At 36.7% G+C, this 20,143-nt stretch carries 17 protein-coding genes and 2 tRNA genes; 5 read left to right on the top strand and 14 right to left on the bottom strand.

Annotated features, from left to right (window positions below):
* Positions 1-62: 62 nt before the first annotated feature.
* Together FN817_RS01535 and FN817_RS01530 are read right to left on the bottom strand one after the other, a co-directional pair.
* The gene (locus FN817_RS01535; protein WP_142716415.1) at positions 63-1,307 is read right to left on the bottom strand and encodes a tetratricopeptide repeat protein; all 1,245 of its coding nucleotides are present in this window, start codon (positions 1,305-1,307) and stop codon (positions 63-65) included.
* A 796-nt stretch (positions 1,308-2,103) separates the two neighbouring features.
* A tRNA-Lys gene (locus FN817_RS01530) sits at positions 2,104-2,179 on the bottom strand.
* Positions 2,180-2,679: 500 nt separating this feature from the next.
* Here FN817_RS01530 and FN817_RS01525 point away from each other — a divergent pair.
* Positions 2,680-3,546 (top strand): alpha/beta hydrolase family protein, encoded by an 867-nt coding sequence (locus FN817_RS01525; protein WP_142716414.1) that lies wholly within the window; start codon positions 2,680-2,682, stop codon positions 3,544-3,546.
* Positions 3,547-3,784: 238 nt separating this feature from the next.
* On the opposite strand, the gene FN817_RS01520 is transcribed toward FN817_RS01525, so the two are convergent.
* The 5 genes from FN817_RS01520 to FN817_RS01500 form a co-directional block, all read right to left on the bottom strand.
* Entirely contained in the window at positions 3,785-4,408 is a 624-nt protein-coding gene (locus tag FN817_RS01520) for an ATP-binding cassette domain-containing protein (protein ID WP_142716413.1), read from the bottom strand.
* The gene (modB, locus tag FN817_RS01515; RefSeq protein ID WP_142716412.1) at positions 4,405-5,088 is read right to left on the bottom strand and encodes a molybdate ABC transporter permease subunit; all 684 of its coding nucleotides are present in this window, start codon (positions 5,086-5,088) and stop codon (positions 4,405-4,407) included. The genes FN817_RS01520 and modB overlap by 4 nt, the downstream gene beginning before the upstream one ends.
* A complete protein-coding gene (gene modA / locus FN817_RS01510) occupies positions 5,088-5,888 on the bottom strand; it encodes a molybdate ABC transporter substrate-binding protein (protein ID WP_228451435.1) in 801 nt (266 codons plus the stop codon). Before modA ends, modB begins: the two co-directional genes overlap by 1 nt.
* A 227-nt stretch (positions 5,889-6,115) precedes the next feature.
* Entirely contained in the window at positions 6,116-6,799 is a 684-nt protein-coding gene (locus tag FN817_RS01505) for an MBL fold metallo-hydrolase (RefSeq protein WP_142716411.1), read from the bottom strand.
* 57 nt (positions 6,800-6,856) lie between these two features.
* The gene (locus FN817_RS01500; protein WP_142716410.1) at positions 6,857-7,444 is read right to left on the bottom strand and encodes a Crp/Fnr family transcriptional regulator; all 588 of its coding nucleotides are present in this window, start codon (positions 7,442-7,444) and stop codon (positions 6,857-6,859) included.
* Positions 7,445-7,754: 310 nt separating this feature from the next.
* Between FN817_RS01500 and FN817_RS23005 the strand changes: the two genes are divergently transcribed.
* Positions 7,755-7,916: a hypothetical protein gene (locus FN817_RS23005; protein WP_156121035.1), complete on the top strand. Its 162-nt coding sequence runs from the start codon at positions 7,755-7,757 to the stop codon at positions 7,914-7,916.
* Positions 7,917-8,125: 209 nt separating this feature from the next.
* Here FN817_RS23005 and FN817_RS01495 read toward each other — a convergent pair.
* Positions 8,126-8,198 (bottom strand) — tRNA-Lys (locus FN817_RS01495).
* Positions 8,199-8,480: 282 nt separating this feature from the next.
* Between FN817_RS01495 and FN817_RS01490 the strand changes: the two genes are divergently transcribed.
* Positions 8,481-8,936, top strand: a complete 456-nt coding sequence (locus FN817_RS01490; RefSeq protein ID WP_142716409.1) for a MarR family winged helix-turn-helix transcriptional regulator — start codon at positions 8,481-8,483, stop codon at positions 8,934-8,936.
* 12 nt (positions 8,937-8,948) lie between these two features.
* Complete coding sequence (locus FN817_RS01485) at positions 8,949-9,449, top strand: transposase (protein ID WP_142716408.1); 501 nt, start codon at positions 8,949-8,951, stop codon at positions 9,447-9,449.
* A gap of 65 nt (positions 9,450-9,514) precedes the next feature.
* Here the strand turns inward: FN817_RS01485 and FN817_RS01480 are convergent, their stop codons facing one another.
* From FN817_RS01480 to FN817_RS01460, 5 genes are all read right to left on the bottom strand, one after another.
* Positions 9,515-10,153 carry a DJ-1/PfpI family protein gene (locus FN817_RS01480; protein WP_142716407.1) on the bottom strand — a complete coding sequence of 213 codons (639 nt, stop codon included), beginning with the start codon at positions 10,151-10,153 and terminating at the stop codon, positions 9,515-9,517.
* A 104-nt stretch (positions 10,154-10,257) separates the two neighbouring features.
* Entirely contained in the window at positions 10,258-11,259 is a 1,002-nt protein-coding gene (locus tag FN817_RS01475) for a GlxA family transcriptional regulator (protein ID WP_167498794.1), read from the bottom strand.
* A 188-nt stretch (positions 11,260-11,447) separates the two neighbouring features.
* A complete protein-coding gene (locus FN817_RS01470) occupies positions 11,448-13,040 on the bottom strand; it encodes an efflux MFS transporter permease (RefSeq protein WP_142716405.1) in 1,593 nt (530 codons plus the stop codon).
* Positions 13,033-14,097 (bottom strand): HlyD family secretion protein, encoded by a 1,065-nt coding sequence (locus tag FN817_RS01465; RefSeq protein ID WP_142716404.1) that lies wholly within the window; start codon positions 14,095-14,097, stop codon positions 13,033-13,035. Before FN817_RS01465 ends, FN817_RS01470 begins: the two co-directional genes overlap by 8 nt.
* 4 nt (positions 14,098-14,101) lie before the next feature.
* Entirely contained in the window at positions 14,102-15,424 is a 1,323-nt protein-coding gene (locus FN817_RS01460; RefSeq protein WP_142716403.1) for a TolC family protein, read from the bottom strand.
* Between the two features lie 131 nt (positions 15,425-15,555).
* On the opposite strand from FN817_RS01460, the gene FN817_RS01455 reads away from it, so the two are divergent.
* Complete coding sequence (locus FN817_RS01455) at positions 15,556-16,368, top strand: helix-turn-helix domain-containing protein (RefSeq protein ID WP_047423254.1); 813 nt, start codon at positions 15,556-15,558, stop codon at positions 16,366-16,368.
* A 63-nt stretch (positions 16,369-16,431) separates the two neighbouring features.
* Here the strand turns inward: FN817_RS01455 and FN817_RS01450 are convergent, their stop codons facing one another.
* A complete protein-coding gene (locus tag FN817_RS01450) occupies positions 16,432-19,917 on the bottom strand; it encodes a glycosyltransferase family 117 protein (RefSeq protein WP_142716402.1) in 3,486 nt (1,161 codons plus the stop codon).
* Positions 19,918-20,143 lie beyond the last annotated feature (226 nt).

Below are 20,143 nucleotides of genomic sequence, written 5' to 3'. Positions count from 1 at the left end.
GAGATCAATAATAAATTCTTTTATAAAACAGAATCCGGTATTTTTTATTGTGATGAAATTCTTTATTCAGTTAAGTTTTCAAAAAAATCATAAATATCTGTTTCTCCGGGGATATTCAGTCTTTTTCTGATTCTGTATTTTTTCTGTTGTACAGATTTGTGCTGTACAAAAGTATAGTCTGCAATTTCTTTGGATGAGAAGCGTAGTTTTAACATGGCACAGAAAGTTAGTTCTGAATTTTCAAGGTCAGGATTTATTTTCAACAGCGCTTGTATAAAATCAGGATACAGTTCTTTGAATTTTAATAAAAAAGAAGAATCATTCCTCTTGGCAAGTTCTATTACTTCTTCCAGCTGTTTGGTTTCCACATGATTTTTCAGCTCATCCGTTTCTTCTTTCAGGGAGTTTTTCTTTAGCTTTAAATTGTTAATTATCTTCCGTACATATACTCCTGAAAAGGTAAGAACACTGATAGATAAGGCAATAAACAACGGAAGATCATTCTTATGCCAGTCCGACTCCTGCTTTACTTCAGAAATAAAATCTTCGGTTGCCTTATTCATCGTGGTAAATCGTGCAGCGTCAAACCTCCGTTCTTCTTCCATATACTTCTTCAGATAAAAATAAGCCTTTCCTCCGTCATTCTTTTTCTTATACAGTTCTGCCAGTGACTTGTAAACCTCTTTGATATGTGAAGAATACGTACGCCTTGTTTTAATATTGATGTCCAAAGCTTTCCTGAGTGCTTTCTCGGCCTCCTCGCTGTTATTCACTTCGTTATAGTAATAGCCCATGGTATAGTAAACCCAAAGAGATTCTACGTCAGTTGTCTTTTGGCTTAGCATCTTCTCATCTGCACGCTCAATATATATTCCGGCAGAATCTGGTTTATGAACAAATAAGTAGTATTGGGCAACCATACAATTGCTATAGGCCGAGTTTTCCAGTACATTCGCTTTGGTAAAACATTTTAGAGAAGTTCCGAACCACCCTTTCCAGGCATAGTAAATTCCTTTGTTTACATACAGTCTCGGAAGTAATTTTTGAGTGAGACTTGTTTTTTCTGCCTGTTTTAGATAGTAGAATGCTTTATTATTGCATTCAATGGCCTTGTCATTTATTTTAAGATGAGAATAATACAGACTGTAGTCATTATAGAATGCTGCTTTATGATAGCTATTCTCAGAATTTTTTAAATCTTTCTCCGCTTTGTTGAAAAAAAAACGGGCATTATCATAATTTCCTGCTGAGACATTCACCCCTGCCATATTCAGGTAGCACAGGCCTTTTCCAGCTTTATATTTCATTTTTGCAGCTTTTTTCAGGTATTTTATATTCAGCCGGATAAGCGCTTCATATTCCCCTGACAGCTGGAGGTCCGAAGTCTGGTTTAACAAAGAAGTATCAAAATTTTCTCTTTCTTTATCCCGAGAATCACCGCTGCACGAAAGCATACATAAAAATAACCCTATGCAAATTGTACAGGCTATTATTTTTTTTATATCCTTTGAATGTATTTTTTTATTCGTAAGAATGATCAAACTAATTCTTTCCATCAGCTTCACTTTTCCCTATATCTACCTATACATATTCCATTGAAATATGTTGATAATTTCTACTGTTATTCTATTATTATTCCCCAATAAGTGTTATAAATATACATAAATTATCATGCTTATTATGAAATAAGCAGTTAATTTTGCAAAAATGTAACATTTAATAAAGTATTAAAATTTTCCCCCTTAAACAGATATCTTAAGTTTTTTAAACGGTTTATGTAAACTATTTCCGATCAAAAAGTCTGTTTTTCTTTATAATAAGACTATCTGAAATGAAATTTGTTACAAACAGATCGGCTAATTTGAAAGTTTTAATATAATTATTGAAATTCAAACACCGGAAAGGCTTGTATTTGGAGATCTCGCACAACAAGAATTTTTCGGCATCGTACGTTTGTTAAAACCGGATCATAGGAGATGATGGCTTAAAACTGATTTGTTTTAATATTCTTGAGCCATTTGTTTCAGAAATCAAAAACTGATATTAAATAGAAAAGGCGCATAAAAATGCGCCTTTTAACTGATTAAAACCTGTTCGGGTTTTTGGTGACCCGGCTGGGATTCGAACCCAGGACCCATACATTAAAAGTGTATTGCTCTACCAGCTGAGCTACCGAGTCGGTCACCTACTTTTTCAAGTAAATCCCTTTGTTTAAGGGACTGCAAAGATAGAAACTTTTTCTTTATTCACAATACTTCCCAGCGATTTTACGAACCAAATCCTGCTAACCTTTACAATATCAGATACAAAAATTTAATGCTCTGTTACGGATCGTGTTATTTTAATTTCAAATATTATAAAAATAATGAAATATAATATGGAAATCATGGAGCATTGGGATGTCCATGAAATGTACCACAAAATTCAGCAAATTCACATCCGATGTTTTAATAAAGTATTTACAAGGCTAAACTTCTATCACAAAAACATAGTCTTACATAGTTAAATATTACAAATAAATTCAGCTATTCATTAAATTTAACAGAGAATGTATACGGCAGGCAAAAATTGTAAATTAGATCAATGGCAATCTGGAAAAACTCGAAAACATGGTCACTTCAGAATATTAAAAGAACCTTTTGTAATAGAACGATTAATTTTTTTAAGTATAATTAAAATATGAAAACGGAAAGCTTTGAAACAATATGTGAAGACGGTGTAAAACTCAAGGGAATCCTTTTCATCCCGGATACTCCTAAAGCGGTCATTCAATTTAATTGCGGCACTGCAACGAAAAAGGAAATTTATTTATCTTTTCTTACCTATCTCGCCGAAAATGACTTCCTGTGCTGCCTTTGGGATTACAGAGGAAGTGGAGATTCCTCTTCTGGAAATTTAAAAACATGTGAATTTACATTTTCAGATTATGGAGTAAAAGACATGCCTGCTATCAAAAATTTTCTGAACAAAGAGTTCCCTGATCTTCCATTTATGATTGTGGGACACAGTGCCGGAGGACAACAAATTGGATTTATGAAAAATCTGGATAATGTAAAAGGAATGATCAATTTTGCAGTATCAGCCGGCTACTACCACAATATGCCATTTTCTTACAGAATGAAAGCCTACTTTTATTTTTACATTTTTGCTCCCATCAGTGTTTTAATGACCGGATATGTAAAAGCTAAAACCTTTGGATTAATGGAAAATCTCCCTAAAAATGTGGTATGTGAATGGGGTAACTGGCTCGAGAAGAAAGATTACTTTTTCGATCCGAAATTCTATGGTAAGACCGTCCCCGTTGGACATTTCAAGAATTACACATTCCCTATTCATCTATACTGGACTGTAGATGATACAATATCAAGCGAGAAAAATACTGAATCTTACTGGCAACATATTAAGAGTAAAAAAGAAATATCTTTCACAAAATTGGTTCCATTAGAATTGGGGTTGAAAAAGATTGATCACTTTGGTTTTTTCAAAAGAAATATGAAAGATAAGCTTTGGGAGAATGTAGTCAGTAAATTAAATAGTTTTCTTTAAAATTAACACTTCAGATCATCAGGATGATTATAATAGAGATTCATTCAAGTGAATTACTCAACTCGAAATTTGATGAAATAGCTTTCTAACAATTAACCCTTTGCCCTCTCCATGATATGGCTGTAGCAGTAAAAGAAAAGGTTAGAATAATTTCTGCATATAAATTAAAGATTTAAAAGATCTTGGAAGCGTAATGAAGATGATGGAATATCCCAGTTAAGCTCGCGGACTAAAAAATTTATCCGATAACCAACTTTTTATGAGTATAATCTTCAAACTCATTTTCGTTATGACTGATCACAAAAAAAGTTAATCCCTGATTGATAGCGGTTTTCACAATCTCCTCTTTCATTACCTTTCTCATTGCAGGATCAACGGCTGAAAAGGGTTCATCTAAGAGAGCAACCGTGGCATTCTGAACCAATGTTCTTGCCAGTGCAACCCTTTGCTGCTGACCGCCGGAAAGCTTGGAAGGAACTGCATTTTTCAGATTTTCAAGATTAAATATTTTTAAAAGGTGATTAATGTTCTCAGCGTTCCTCTTTTTCTGGGCAAATTCAATATTTTTTTTCACAGTCATGTTGGGAAACAAAGCATACTGTTGAAACATCAATGAGATATCACGTTTTTGAGGTGATAAAAAGATTCTATTTTCAGTATCCGATAGAACTGTATTATTTATTTTAATGAACCCGCAATCCGGAGCTGTTAAACCTGATATAATTTTAAAAAAGGTAGTTTTTCCAATGCCCGAATCTCCGGAAACATGAACAATACTCCCCTCTTCAAAGTGTTCATTGATCTCAAGAAACTGATTTCCCGAGGAGGTAAAAATCTGGTGTTTTATATTAATCTCAATCATCGGAATGTTGTCAAATTAACCTTACGGTTGATACTATAAATCAACATTAAAGTAAGAAATGAAAGAATAAAAAGTACAAATGCATATCGGTTAGCCGCTTCAAAATTGAGAGCCTGAACCTGGTCATATATTGCAACGGATGCAATTCTGGTTTCCTTAGGAATGTTTCCACCCACCATAATGACGATACCAAATTCCCCGATACAGTGTGCAAATGTAAGAGCAATTCCGGTAATCACAGAAGTTTTTATGTTGGGAAGAAGAACTTTAATCAGGGTAACTATTCTGGATTTGCCCATTGTATAGGAAGCCTGCCTCAACTCGTCTGGCAATGAGGAGAAACCGTTCTGAAGAGGCTGAATCATAAAAGGTAAGTTAGCGATAATACTTGCAATAACAATTCCGTTAAATGAAAAAGCAAGCCGGGCATCAAAATATTGCTCTAAAAATTGTCCAAAAGCATTATCCGGACTGAAAGCCACCAAAAGGTAATACCCCATCACCGTTGGCGGCAGAACCATAGGCATACAAATGAGCGCTTCTACGATAAATTTCAGTTTAAATCGTGTATAGGTAATCCAGTAAGCTACAGGAATTCCAATAATGACCAGAATAGTAGTGGTCACCAATGCCAATTTTCCGGTAAGAAGTAAGGTATAAACAAAATCCTGATCCAGCATTAGAATTCAATTTCAGATTGGTAACCGTATTTTTTCCAGATTTTTTTTGATTTTTCACTTTTAATAAAATCGAAAAAAAGCTGTGCTTCCGTTGTTTTTTTTCCTTTCACAACAATCCCGCTTTGTGGAATTGGAGATGATTCCTGTGCTGAAAGCTCATAAAATTTCCCTTTTCCTGTCATTTCTTTGCTCATCGCATTGGATAGTGCTACAAAAGCAATATCAGCATTGCCGGAAGAGGCAAATTGTGTTGCCTGATTGATATTTTCTGCCCAGACAATTTTGTGTTCAATGATCGTAAATAAACCCGATTTTTTCAATGCTTCGACAGCATTTTTCCCATAAGGAGCCAAATTCGGGTTGGCAATGGCTATTTTTTTAACTTTTGGATTTAATACAACTTTCAAACCTTCAGAAACGTCTAAATTTGAGCTCCACAGAGCAATTCTTCCGTAGGTGTAAACGGAAGAATTACCGAATCCTTTATGAGTATTTTTAAGCTTTTCAGGAAATGAAGAGTCCGCCGAAAGAAACAGATCGAAAGGGGCTCCATTTATTATTTGCTGAACCAGCAATCCTGAAGAAGCGTAGCTAATTTCAACTTTTCTACCGGAGTTTTCTTTTATGTAAGCATTCTTCAATTCTTCTAAAACACCTCTGAGATTGGCTGCAGCCGCAACAGAAATTACAGAACCATCAAGGCTGTTCTTACTGTCTGAATGTTTTTTTCTGCAACTGAAAATTACAATTGAAATTAAAAATATACTTAATACCAGTTTTAACTGAGCCAATTTATTCATAACATTAACTGCATAAAAGAAAGATGTAAAACATTTTTATCTGATTAAAAAGATAATGCTTTCTGACCATAAAAAAACAATATACTAACAAAGTTACTTTAGTTTTTCAAATGTTTTTACATTCTGCCATTACTAAAAACAGATATTTTCCTGATGCAGATTAATATTGATACTCATTTATTTAAAAATACTGAACATTTTTATGCTTTTTCTAACACAAACTATCTTTAAACAGCCGCACTGCATTTAGCCACAAATTGCTCAAACCTCCGATCTGTATTTCGAAGGGCAGGTCCGTGGCCAAAGCAGATAATGGCCGGATTCAATTCTGCCAATTTCTGGAGCGATTTGATATTGCGCTGCTGATCCGAGGTGAATATATTTGGCGGAAGCCGCAACCCGGGCACTGTCGTAAGCAGGTTCATATTTGTCGCCGCATCCCCGATGATCAGTACACCATCCTGCTCACGGAATAAAGAGATATGACCTGCCGAATGTCCCGGGGTTTCTATTACCCGAAAATTTCCGATCTTATCGTTTTCAACAATTGTCTGCTCAACTTGATGCCCCTGGCCTGCCCAATATTTTTGTTGAAGCTTTGCTATCCAATGCTGCGGAGTTGGATAGTCGCTTGTTACCATACCTGTTTCAGTCCTGAAAACTTCATTGGGGTGACAGAGTAATGATATCTCAAACTCAGCGCATATCTGATCGCTACATCCCTGATGATCTGCATGGGCATGTGTCAGTACATGTTGATAAACGGGAATTTTCTGAAGAGTTTTCTTTATCGTTGCATATGAGCTCCGTATTCCGGAATCTACCAATACACCTTCGATAATATAGCAGTTGATACTGTTTCTTGGCATTAGTGGAATCTGGAATACCTCGGGAGCAATTTGACGTAACATATTATTTTTTTTTTGCAAATCTACATTGCTGGTCAGGACTGCATAAGGACATTTGTCCTATAATACGCCGGGTCTGTGGAGCTGTCCCTTGGCCCTTGTAAGAGATCGCTGCGTGATGCCCAGGTACGATGCCAGGTCCTGTGTTGCTATGCGAAGGATGAGCATCGGCTCACTGGATAAGACATGACGGTATTTTTCTACAGCCGACTTATTATTATAATTCAGCATATAACGTTCCTTTTGGTTGTACTCCTGCTCCATCACCGATTTTATAATTCCATTCAAAGCGGCTACCTTAGCAAGAAGGAGCTGATAGTCCGGATAGCTTATCCTATAGATTATGCTATCTTCTACAGTCCTGATACTCCTTTTGGATTTTTCCTGCGCCATAAACTCGGGAAATGAGGTGACAAATTCATTTTCAAACTTAAAGCAGGTTATATTTTCCTTTCCTTCTTTATCAGTAGCATATGCTTTTACAGCACCACTGGCGATAAATCCAATATGACGGCAGATTTCATCCTCACGAATAAAAAAATCGCCTTTTTTCAAGTTGATCGGTTTGAAGAACTGTGCAGAAAAGTTGATTTCATCAGCTAATAATGCTCCTGTTGAGGATAAGTAATTTTTAAATGCGTCAGTCATTTCACAATCTTTTTGTTCTTTTATTTTCTTTTTTAACCATCTACGGATTATACATCAAATCCAGCATCCAAAACTAGTAATTATTATACAATCAAAAAAAGTCTGTTTGTATTGGACATCCATTTAACAATAGTTTAGGCATTACAGAGAAATTCTTTCTGAAAATTCTTATGTCAACAAAAAATTGTGATAGCATCGAATCTGAAGAAACCTAGTCATACTGGTTCTTCTCAATGCTTTTTATATTAATTTCTTATTAATTTAACAATAAGCATTTGTTTTTCTCAAATAAATTTACTATATTGATAGTATGAAAAAAAATGAACGTCAAGACAATATAACACACGCTGGTAAAATGAACGAGCGGACAAAAGCATTGGAAGTACTTGAACAAGCGAAAAAAGTACAAGGAAAAATAACATTCCTGCGGCAAGGAGCTGGAAGAAACTTTAAACCGAAAAATGAAGAATAAAGAAGATTAAAAGCGTAAAATATTGAAAATCTGATCATAACAACCCATTCAAACGGATCAGTTAATCAGAATCTACAACTAATTTGTCAAAATTTTAGAATATTTTTAAAACTATAGCAGCTGCTATAAACAAAAAACCCTGCAAAACTATTGATTTGCGGGGGTTTTTACATTTTTCTGATGCTTTTTTGAAAACATCTTAAAGATAGTGACCCGGCTGGGATTCGAACCCAGGACCCATACATTAAAAGTGTATTGCTCTACCAGCTGAGCTACCGAGTCGGCCACTTACTTTTTCAAGTAAACCCCTTTGTTTAAGGGACTGCAAAGATAGAAAAACAGTCTTAAATTCCAAACTTTTCCAGGCCTTTTTACAATAAAATTCACAGTCAAAAAGTCAAACACCTGTTTATAAATTAATTACGTTAATTATTTTTTCCCGATAAAAATCAATGAATAATGGGAATGGACAAATGAACCAGTTTTTAGACATAAAAATATTTTGCTGAATCAAAAATATAATATATCTTAGCTACTAAGATAATTAGTAATTAAATTAACCAAATGGCTAAAAACATTATACAGGATTTTCGCGAAGCCAGCAGATCATATTCTGATGCTTCAATTTTTATGCACGAAGCTATTGCCAGAAAAGTAGGTCTTTCCAGTGCTGACCATAAGTATCTGGGACTTATTCTGAAGTATGAATCTATAACAGCCGGTGAAATTTCAAAGTTAACAGGCCTTACGACCGGTGCTGTGACAGGATTGATAGACAGGCTGGAGAAAAAGGAACTTCTTAAGAGACAGTTTATCCAGGAAGACCGAAGAAAGGTAATCATCATTCCAAATGTTGAGAACAGCATGAAATTATTGGGTCCTATTTTCGATGAACTACAGAAAAAAACGCTTGAACTCATTGCTACATTTTCTCAAAAGGAAATAGAATCCATTGAGAGATATTTCAGAGAGGCAACTCTTCTTATGAAAGAAACAGCAGAGCATTTAAACAACCCATAAAAAAATAAAACCATGGAAAGTTTACCCATCTCAATTACCCGTGCAGAAATATGGCTTTGCATTACAACACTGCTTTATTTCCTTATGAATGGCGCGCAGATTTTCGAAACTCTTGTATTTGTACCTAAATGGGCTTCTTCCCCACCCGAAACATTCAAACTGCTTCAGGATGGAAAAGGAGCAAGTCTGAAGTTTTTTTGGATCATCCTTCATTCCCTTCACGAGATCGCTTTTATTCTTGCCATTATTTTTTGCTGGAAAATTGATCCTGTAAGAAACTGGCTTTTGGTTTTATTCATTATTCATGCAGCAGTAAGAGTCTGGACGCTGGCCTTTTTTGCACCTAATATTATACAGTTTCAAAATTTGGCATCATCCTCTCCCATTTCAGAAGAAATAATATCCAGGATATCACTTTGGAAAACTCTTAATTATGTGCGGGTGGCTATTTATATTATTCTTTCCATTGGCTTTATTCCTCTTTGTATTAAGCTGTTCAGCTTCCGTCAGTAATTATTATTCTAAAAATAATTTTCGCCGGCTTTTACAGTTGGCGAAAATTATTAAATCAAACTATTTTAATTTGAAACATCAGCTTTGTTATTCTGATATTCAAAAAGTTTAACGATAGTATCCACGGTTTCCTGTCCCAGATGTTTTCCAATAAGATAGAGGGCAGCATCAATTCCGGCAGTAATTCCCGCAGTAGTAATCAACTGTTCCTGATCAATATAACGTACTTCCCGGAATATATTGGCTTCCGGATTATATTGTTCTAAAACATCCAGCAACATACTATGAGTTGTGATATCGTGACCATCAAGTATACCCGTCCCGGATAACAGCATGCTTCCTGTACATACTGTAAATACAACAGTTCCGGCATCATAATGATTTTTAATCCATTTCAGAACCGTTTCTTCAAAATCTTTATCCTGAATATATTTCATAATGTAATCAGGGTTTGCTCCGGGAATGACGATCATATCCGGCTTTGGGCAGGTCTGCAAGTCATAGGTGGGAATAACAGCCATCGTATTTGCTTCTGTGTATATGGCTTCTTTTGTTTTGCCGACCGTAAAGCAATCATAACTGTCGGGCTGTATGACATTTGCTTTAACAAAGACATCCAAAGGACCGTTTAAATCAAGTACTTCCACCTGATCATAGACTAAAAATGCTACATTCATTGTTTTACTGTTTTGTTCGTGTTTCATAATTTTGTTATTTTAAGTTGATTATTTTGGAAATAAAGGCATAGCTCTTCCTTACCGACAATTGATGGTCATCAGTTTTATAGTAAAAAAGAAAGAAAAAAAGATTATTCTGTGCGCTTAAATGTTTTCCGGTATTGCGCCGGACTAAGAGAAATATTTTTAAGGAATAAACGACGCAGCGAAATAACACTGCCAAAGCCGCATTTATCAGCTATTATCTCTATACTCATATTGGTATATTCAAGCATATTTCTGGCCTGATCCAGCCTCATTTTTTCAATAAATCTGCCAGGTGTTATTCCTGATTCTTTTACAAATATCCTCGAAAAATTGCGGACACTCATGTTCAGAGATTCAGCAATATATTCTACTGTTACAGTCTCCCCTAGCTTGTCTTTCAACAGATCCCGAACCTGCTTTGTAAAAGGAGACATGGTTTCATATTCCGGCAATGCGCTTCCAAACTGAGACTGCATTCCGGGTCTTTTTAAATGCAGAACAAGGTGACAGGCGACTTCTGCTGCCAAAGCTTTACCAAAATCCTCTTCCAAGAGTGCCAATGCCAGATCCATTCCTGAAGAAACACCTCCCGAAGTATAGATGGGTTTGTCACAAATAAAAAATGGATTGACATTGACCTCCAGCTTTGGGTAAGATTTCTGCAGTTCATCTGCAAATTTCCAATGGGTAGTTACTTGCCTGCCATCCAACAGACCAGCTTTAGCAAGAACAAATGCTCCTACACATATTGATCCCATCCGCCTTACTTGTGGTGTTATATTTTGAAGATAATGATAAACATCGGGACTGATCTCATCCAGCACACTCAAAGTGGTACCAGCCACGAGTAAAGTATCTACAGAAAAATCAATATCATAAATGGTATGACTACACGATAGCGGCATTCCAGACCCGGAATAAATTACTTTCTCTGATGTTCCGGATACCAGATGAACATGATAACCAGAATCCTGTCTTTCGCTGTTCAAAAAACGGTTAGCTGCTGTAAAAACATCCCAAGGTCCGGCAATATCAAGCAGCTGTACCTGTGGTAGTGCCAAAAGAACTATGTTTTTCTTCCCGGTATGTTGTACTTCTTTCTTCATATCTCGTTCTGTATGAGTACAAATGTAGAGAGAAAGCTCCTTGTCTGCAATGACAAAAAACATACATTTCCGGCCAAAATATTTTCATTTTTTCGATCATAACAAAAGAGACTGCCATATCAGACAGTCTCAGCACTCTACTATAAAATTAGCTTAACAAGCTATACTTTCAAATATTAAAATTTTACCTAAGCCGGTGAGAGTCTTCTGGATTTCAAATAAAGAGCTGTGCGGTTCAGATAAGGGAAAAGAAAAATCAATAACAGTGAAGCCGCAAGAAGCCACACCATCATTTCATAATAATCCATAGCAAAACGCACATGATCCTGCACATTCATTCTTCCTACCAATAATTTATTGGCTGCTTTTACCGCCTTATCTTCAGGCATTCCCCTGGAAATAAGTTTAGCCGTCTGCTGATGAAGAAAATTTTTGACTGCCGGATCCACAGCACTTAAATGATCCTGAAAAGCATTATAATGGCAGCTTTTTTCAAACAATTCAAAAAAATTGATCAGCGCTATACTGATACAAAAACCCAGGTATCGGACTGCCAAAGCTGTTGCGGCAGCTGATGGACCAATAACAGCCGGAACTGACGAAATGATAAAAATAATCGTCGGAACCATAATCAATCCTACCCCCAATCCCTGAAGAAACAAGGGAATATAATAATTAAACTCATCGGCCTGAACATCAAAAGAATAATACATCAATCCATGAAAGATCAACAGCATTAAAAATCCGGAGCCCCAGATGTACCGTATATTTTTCTTTTGCAACACCATACAGCAGGCAATAATAACTCCCACAATCAACCCTGCAAGATTAAAAATATTGATATAGGAAATATGAAACGGATCCAAATGCAGTTCTGAAGCAAAATAATTGTTGACAATTCCTGATGCAAACCGGCAGATATACATTACAAAAAGGATTAGCAATCCTACTTTAAAGTTTCTGTATTTAAAAATCCGCAGGTCAATATAGGGTCTTTTAATCGCCTGCTGACGGAAAATGGATATTCCTCCCAAAACAACAATTCCTATGACACTTCCCAGAATCCGGTTATCTTCCAGCCAGTAATATTCCTGGCCAAAAATGGTAATATATCCCACCAGCACCAAAATAGTGCTGAAAAGTCCAAAGCTCTGCCAATCGAGTTTATACAGATGAAATCTCGCATGAGTTCTGTAATTGCTCATGGTAAGAGTGAGAAAAATAAGTCCCGGCAGATAAGAGAATATGGCTGTTTTATAGACAATATTAAAATTATAGGAATCGATAAGATCAGCAGTGGTCAGATTATTAAACGGCAACGCACAGATCAGAATTCCGAAGAATACTGAAAAACTGATCTCCCTTGCTCTTTCACTGCTAAGTCTCGTAAAAATAAGAGTCAGTGACAGGTTCACGTTTCCTGCAAATAACATTCCCTGCATGAAACGCACTGGAAACAGGATATAAATCTCGTTGGTAAAATAACATACGAGACAAGCTAAAATCTGCAGTGTGGTAAACAGAAGGAAGTATTCCTTTGCTGCCAGAAAACTGAAAAACCTTCTTTCCAGACTGTAAAATCCTACATATCCTGCATAGAATAAAGCTACAGAAAACTGAATATCCGCAGGTTCACAGCCATAATATCCTGCTGCTGCATTCACATTAGACAATGGCAGAAAGAAGATGATAATTCCCGGAAGAGTCATCGAAAAGAGAATGATCTTGATCAGCCATTCCGGTGCCCATCTTTTAAAAAAGGGCATTGGTCTTTTAGCCATTAGAATGTTTTTTGTCGGCATATACATTCACGTTCATTCCTACTTTCAGGACCTCAATCTCTTTTCTTATTCCATCTACTTTTATTCTCACAGGAATACGCTGAACAATCTTCACATAGTTCCCGGTAGAATTATCCGGAGGAAGTAATGAAAAACTAGAACCTGTTGCGGGAGAAAGTGAAATAATCGTTCCTTTAAATTCCCTGTCAGGATAAGAATCTGCTACAATTTTCACATGATCACCAATATGCATATCCCTGATCTGTGTTTCTTTATAATTGGCAACCACCCATTTATCCGTTTCATTATTGACAATAAATGCCAGCGTTTCTCCTGCATCAATCATCTGCCCTACTTCAACGGTTCTTCTTCCCATTCTTCCGTCATAAGCTGCAGTGACTGCCGTATAGCTTACATCCAGTTTATGGCGGTCCAATAATGCTTCCAGTCTTGCAATCTCTGCCAGAACAACTGTTTTTTCTGCCTGAATATCATTTATTTTTGATCGTGAAGCAGCATAATTATCCTGTGAAGATTTGTAATCACTTTCATTGACGTCTAAAGTTGCTTTTACATCTTCAAGCCTTTGTTTTGTGGCAGATTCTTCATCATATAGCTTTTTGTATCTGTCATAATCAAGTTTCTGCTTCCATACTTTTGCTTTATTGGCATCTATCTGAGCCATTGCTGCTGCAGCTTCTTTTTCTGTGGTACCGGTGTTGCTTTCCAATACTCTAAGCTGGGCACGGGCTTTCTGAAGGGCTGCCTGCGTCTGTTTCTGCTGAAGGATATATTCACGGTTATCGATGATCAGAAGTGTATCTCCTTTTTTAACTTCCTGGTTTTCTTCAAATTTCACCGCTACAATGAATCCTCCGGCTCTTGAAATAATAGGGTTTACATATTCCTGAACCTGTGCATCATTGGTCTGCTCATATGCATAGTAGTTCTTTAGGGTAAAACCACCCCAAACAGCAAGTGCTGCAACAATTAAAACTGAAATCCATCCTGTGATCTTTGTGATCAGCCTGTCGGTGGGAGTATATTTTTTTTTCATTGTATTATAAAACGCCTGTAATGTTTTGTAGTAAATAATAATTGTTTTGTGCCATAATCTTTGCCGCTTCCAGTTCAAATTTTGTTTGAAGAAGCTGTATATCTGCATCCAGCAGTTCTGTAATAAGAGAAGTCTGGCTGAAATAAGTATTCTTAATAATGCGCGCATTCTCTTTGGCCTGGATAACATTGGCTTCCGCTACCTTTATCTGCTCAAGTGCTTCCTGATACCTCAGATAGGCTTCTTTCACTTGTTGCCTTACTTTATCCTCTGTATCCTTGTGTGCTTCTTCTTCTTTTTCAAATTCCAGCTGTGCTGCTTTTACTTTATGAGTATTATGGTAAAGAGATGAGATGGAAAAAGATGCTTTAATTCCCACGATTCCCAATGAATACCAATAAGGATTGTAGGGATAGAGAAAAATCTGCGGATTGGCATAATAAAATTCACCGTACATCCCGATTTTAGGTCTTACATTGGCTTTTACCTGCTTTAGTTTGAGTTTACTCAGCTCTGTCTGCTGTTCAGAAACATGGTAACTGAAAGAGTGATCCAGTGCCAGCTTCAAATAATCGCTGTAAGAGGTATTTTCATCCCATTGATTAAATGGTGCTTCAGGAATAACAGTCTGCTCATCAGGAATACCAAGGATAATATTCAATTTTTGAGTTGCAATGAGAATATCATTTTCTATGGTTACCAATGCCATTTTCCGCTTTGAAAGTTCAAGTTCAATCCTTAAAACATCACTTTTTAAAACGACCCCGTTTTTATAAAGGGACTGAATTTCTTTAAGCTGTGTTTTCTGATCGGCAATATCCTGCTGAATAAGGTTTCTGAAAATTAAAGTTTTCTGGAGTTCAAGGTATAGAGCTGCTGTTTTGTAATGAATATCAGATACAGACTGTTCTTTCTGAATATCCTTAATTTTCTGAAGGGTCTGGTTTTCCTTAATCTTAAGATTCAGCTTGTTTCCGTTATAAATATTCAGATAAAAATCTGCTCCTGCCCGGTAAAGAGTGTGAATAACTTCATGCTGGGTCGGTTTGGAAAAGATTCCATTTTCATAGATAGGAATGTTGGATGCTTTTTCTGCAGAGCCTTTAACTTCTATTTCAGGAAGCCGTTCTCTTTTCGCATCTTTTACTTCAGCTTCCGCAATGTCTACATTGATGGTATTGATTCTGATATGGCGGCTGTTTTCTTCAGCTTTCTGCCACGCATCTTTTAAGGAAAGTCGTATAGTATCCTTAGTTGGACTGCCTTTCTGAGCTGATATTGTGCAGGAAACTCCCAGCATCAGCAATCCGGCGACATAAATTTTCATTTGAATTTTTGAATTATTGCACTGCAAATTTATCCTCAATCCAGAAATTATATTTATCTAAAATAGTCAACTTTTACATGATTCCGGCCAAATGATTATATTTGCATTTTCACTGGTATTTTAAATTTTTTATGGGATTAATTGCTGCACTTCCTGATATTGATAAAGACGACAAAAGTGTATTTGTTATGCACGAAAAATCAGAAAAACTGATTCCTTTCCACAAGCATACCAAAGGGCAGCTGAGCTATGTAGAAGGCGGTATTGCTTATATTACAATCAACAACAGAACGTATGTGGTTCCGGCCCGGCATTTCTTCTGGATTCCGCAGGGGATGGAACATATTTTAGAGATCGGGCACACCGCCACTGTTCTGCGCTCTCTTTATTTTTATGCCCATGATGATCTCTCAGATCCTTTCTACAGCAGGCTGGGAATATATCCGGCATCAGAACTGCTGATCCAGATGATCAAGTATACTGAAATATGGGATGAAAAACATGTTACTTCAAAAGACGAAAATTTTGAATTTCTGGTCGCTTTAAAAAAAATCCTGCCCAAAACCCATCAGCAGCCTTTACCTATTATTCTACCTGCTACTCACAACAAACAGATGATGAAAATTGTATCTTATCTGGAATGGAATATCGGGGAAAAACTTACTTTGGCCAATGTAAGCGGCAGATTCGGGCTGAGTGAACGTTCCATGTCCCGCCTTTTCAAAGCAGATATGGATATTTCATTTCTTCAATACCTGAAAACGCTAAGGATCATCAAAGCCATTGAATTACTTTTAAATACAGACAAGCCCATCAATGAAATTGCTGATGATGTGGGTTACAGCTCTATCAGCGCCTTTAGTGATACATTCCGCGAATTTACCCAATCCAGACCTTCTGATTTAAGAAAGAGCAATAAAGCTATTCAAAATCTCACAGATTAAACTTATCCTGAATCAATGAAAGAAACTTTAAACCGTAAGTTTAAAGTTTTTTTCATTGATGATCTACTGTGTTGCTTTCATCATAGCATTGGTAATTTCAATTTCCTTTTTTCTGGAATATGCAGAATCAAAAGGCTCCATTACATTAAATAAATATTGGTAAAAAGGTGTGATCTGCCGTACATTTTCGGATTCTTTAATCGCCTTTTCTTTACCCATTTGCTGCAAGCCTTTTATAAAAACACTGAATTTTTTATCAATCGGCTCCATTGACTTTAGAAGATAGACATGTGCTTTTTCATTCTGCCCTAATGTTTTGTAAGCTTCTGTAACTGCTGAAACAACTAATGCATATTCCATTGGTTTTGACCTCATCTGTTTTCTGACAGCTGCTTTAAATGCCGGCGAAAGATTCTGATAGTAATCATATTCTTCAAATATTCCTTTCTTAAGGGTTTCCGCCAGCTGAAGACCTTTCTGCTCCTGCCCTGCAACAATATATCCGGTTACCATTGAACTTAATGACCGTGGATCATTGTATTTCTCAACAGGAATTTCTTTCGCGGCAAGGTCCAGCAGTTCTAGTGCCTTCGCTTTCTGTCCGCTTACCACAAGTGCCGATACAGCCCTGCTTACGGACATTCTGTAACCTAAAATATTGGAAGTTGCCGTTTCATTATAATAAACACTGAGGTTTTTAAAATTCCCCCATCTGAAGTTTTTCACCACCTGGTAAAGAGAATTGGCATCTACCCTTCCTTTATCTCCATCCGGACTCTGAGGCGTGTGAATAGGAACCAATCTGTAGCTGAAACCGTCAAACTGCAGGTATTCGTCAAGATAAAAAATATTTTCACTGTCATACATTCCGCCCGATGAGAAATTAATGGGACGTTTCCAGTCGAAATTAGCCAGCATATCAAGTATCATCAGATTGCTTTTGTAAAGGGTATTCGCTTCATAATTGATCATAATCTGATCTACTGCTTTAGAAAGATCAGCCTGATTAATGATTCCCGATTTTACAGCATTTTCTTTATTTACCGGAAGGATAAATTTACTTACCGGCAGAATATTGTATTTCTCATATTGTTTTTCCCCGAAATACATCTTCAGCAATTCATCTTTTTCGGAAGATTTAAGTTTAAGGAATTTGATAGCATCTTTCACCGTCATTGAATCCTGAGTCATATATTTTCTGAATTCCTGGAATGCTGTGTCCGGTGCTCCCTGTTCTTTCAACATTTGGAAAAGGCCTTCCCAATCTTCTTTTTTCATCAGATAAACCTGATCGTTGACCCCATCCCTGTACTCTTCGTGAGTGAGCTCTCCCGGAATTCCCTTTGCATTATATGTTTTTCTTTTTACCTGATCTATATTCCATGGTGTGGCTAAAAGGGTAAAGTTGACTGTTTTCACATCATCCCTGAATCTTTCCGTTTCCTGGATTGCCCAAACCGGAAAGGTATCATTATCACCATAAATAAAAATAATATCATCTTTAGGCAGCGATCGTAAAAATGAATAGGCATAATCACGGGCTGCAGTCTTTTTACTACGGTCATGCGAAGTATAATTCTGGAACCCCATCATAAAAGGAATTCCCAGCAATACAACTCCCAGGATACTATTAGCTGCATTAGATTTAAGTTTAGACTGAATCAGCCAAAGTACAGCTCCTGCTCCGAGTCCGATCCAGATGGCGAAGGCATAGAAAGAACCTACCATCGCATAATCTCTTTCCCTTACTTCAAAAGGTTTTACCCCGGTATAAAAAACAATTCCCATACTTGTAAGAACAAACAGTGAAAGAATTGCATAAAATCTCCCGAAATCCCTGTTCAGCTGAAAAAAGAAACCGATAAGTCCTAGAATCAATGGCAGAAAGAAAAACTTTACGGTACTTTCATTTTTAAATTTAGCCGGCATATGATCCTGATCACCCAGCAACGCATTATCAATAAAAGAAAATCCTGAGATCCAGTTACCATTGGTATTTTCCATATGTCCTTCAAGATCATTCTGTCTTCCTACGAAATTCCACATCAGATATCGGACAAAATAGTAACCGTTCTGGAAAGAGATGAAATAATCCATATTCTGAGCAAAGGAAGGGCGTTGCACCTTAATAAGATCATAAGGTTTTACTTTCAGATAATCTTCTGCGGTGATGGAATCTCCTTCATATTTTGCTCTCAGATCATCAAAAATCCTTTTAGCCTCCGGATTGTCTGCTACTTCTTCATTATCATAATTGAAAGTAAAATCAGGTGCGCCATACAAGGCAATATAATTGGCGGTAACCTCTTTATCTTCATTGAACATCCTCGGCATGAAGCTGATGTGTGATTTATTAAATACATAATTGAATCGTTCCCCGGTTTTTCTGTAGGTTCCGGTTTTTTCATCTTTTTCGTAAATATCTCCTGTTACATCTCTTTTGTAGCTTCCGTCTTCCTCTTTTTCCAAACCGTTTCTGTCTAGAAATGCGGTGTAGTTCTGTCCATAAATTGTGGGCCAGTCACCATACTGTACCCTGTTGTAATAATCCCTCATTCCTATTGCGGTATCCGGATCATTAAGGTTCATCGGCGGATTGGCATTTGCCCTGATAGGAATCACCAGCCAGCAAGAGAAACCAATCATCATATATACCAGCGATAAAACGATGGTCTGATCAACTTTTCTTTTTGTTTTTCTAGCATATTTAATCAGGAAATAACTCATAGCAATCATAAGAACAAATGCTACAATCGTCCCTGAATGGAAAGGAAGTCCCAGCCCGTTCACAAAGAAAATCTCAAGTTTTCCAAATATCGTCATTACAAAAGGGAAAATAATCTTGAATACAAAAGCAAGAATTCCCAGCGTTACCAGGTTAGCAACCATGAAGCTCTTCCAGGAAAAAGTATATTTTCGGGCGTAATATACAAGACATATGGCAGGAATAGCCAGCATACACATCATATGCACTCCCACAGAAAGACCTATTGCAAAGAAAATAAGAATGATCCATCTCTCACTGTCAGCTGCTTTAGATTCATTTTCCCATTTGGTGATCAGCCAGACCAGCAGCGCGATAAATAGAGAAGCCATTGCATAGACCTCTCCTTCTACTGCTGAAAACCAGAAGGTATCTGAAAAAGTAAAACATAAAGCTCCGATGACTCCAGCCAAAAGAATTGAAATCTCCTGAGATCTGGTAATATCGTCAAAATCTTTATTCAGAAGCCGTCTTGAAAAATGGGTAATTGTCCAGAACAGAAACAGGATGGTAAATGCACTGAACAACGCTGACATGGCATTGATCACAATAGAATAATTTTCAGCATTTCCCAACGCAAAAATACTCGCCACCGCTCCTACAATCTGAAATAAAGCAGCCCCCGGAGCATGGGTCACCTCAAGTTTTACTGCAGAAGAAATATACTCTCCGCAGTCCCAAAAGCTCAGAGAATGCTCCATTGTTGAAAGATATGTGATCAGTGCAATGACGAAAAGGAACCATCCCAGTATGGTGTTCCATTTTTTAAAAGACCAGTTTTTCATATACTATTTTTCAATATGTATATGACAACCGGGGAAAAGGGTTTATTACATGAAAGAAAATTTATTTACATATTTTTATTTCTAACCACAAAAGTCATAAAAGTGTTAATTTCAATTCAATTAGTTTAAAATGAACCTGTATAAAAAAGTTCATATAAGAAGAAAATAAAGATTAAAAAAACTTAAATATACTTTATTAATTATAAAGGTGACTATAATAGCCTTA

Source organism: Chryseobacterium rhizoplanae (genome assembly GCF_900182655.1).
Lineage (GTDB): Bacteria > Bacteroidota > Bacteroidia > Flavobacteriales > Weeksellaceae > Chryseobacterium > Chryseobacterium rhizoplanae.
The sequence above is the reverse complement of the archived record's forward strand: the minus strand, read 5'-3'. Positions and strand labels throughout refer to the sequence as shown.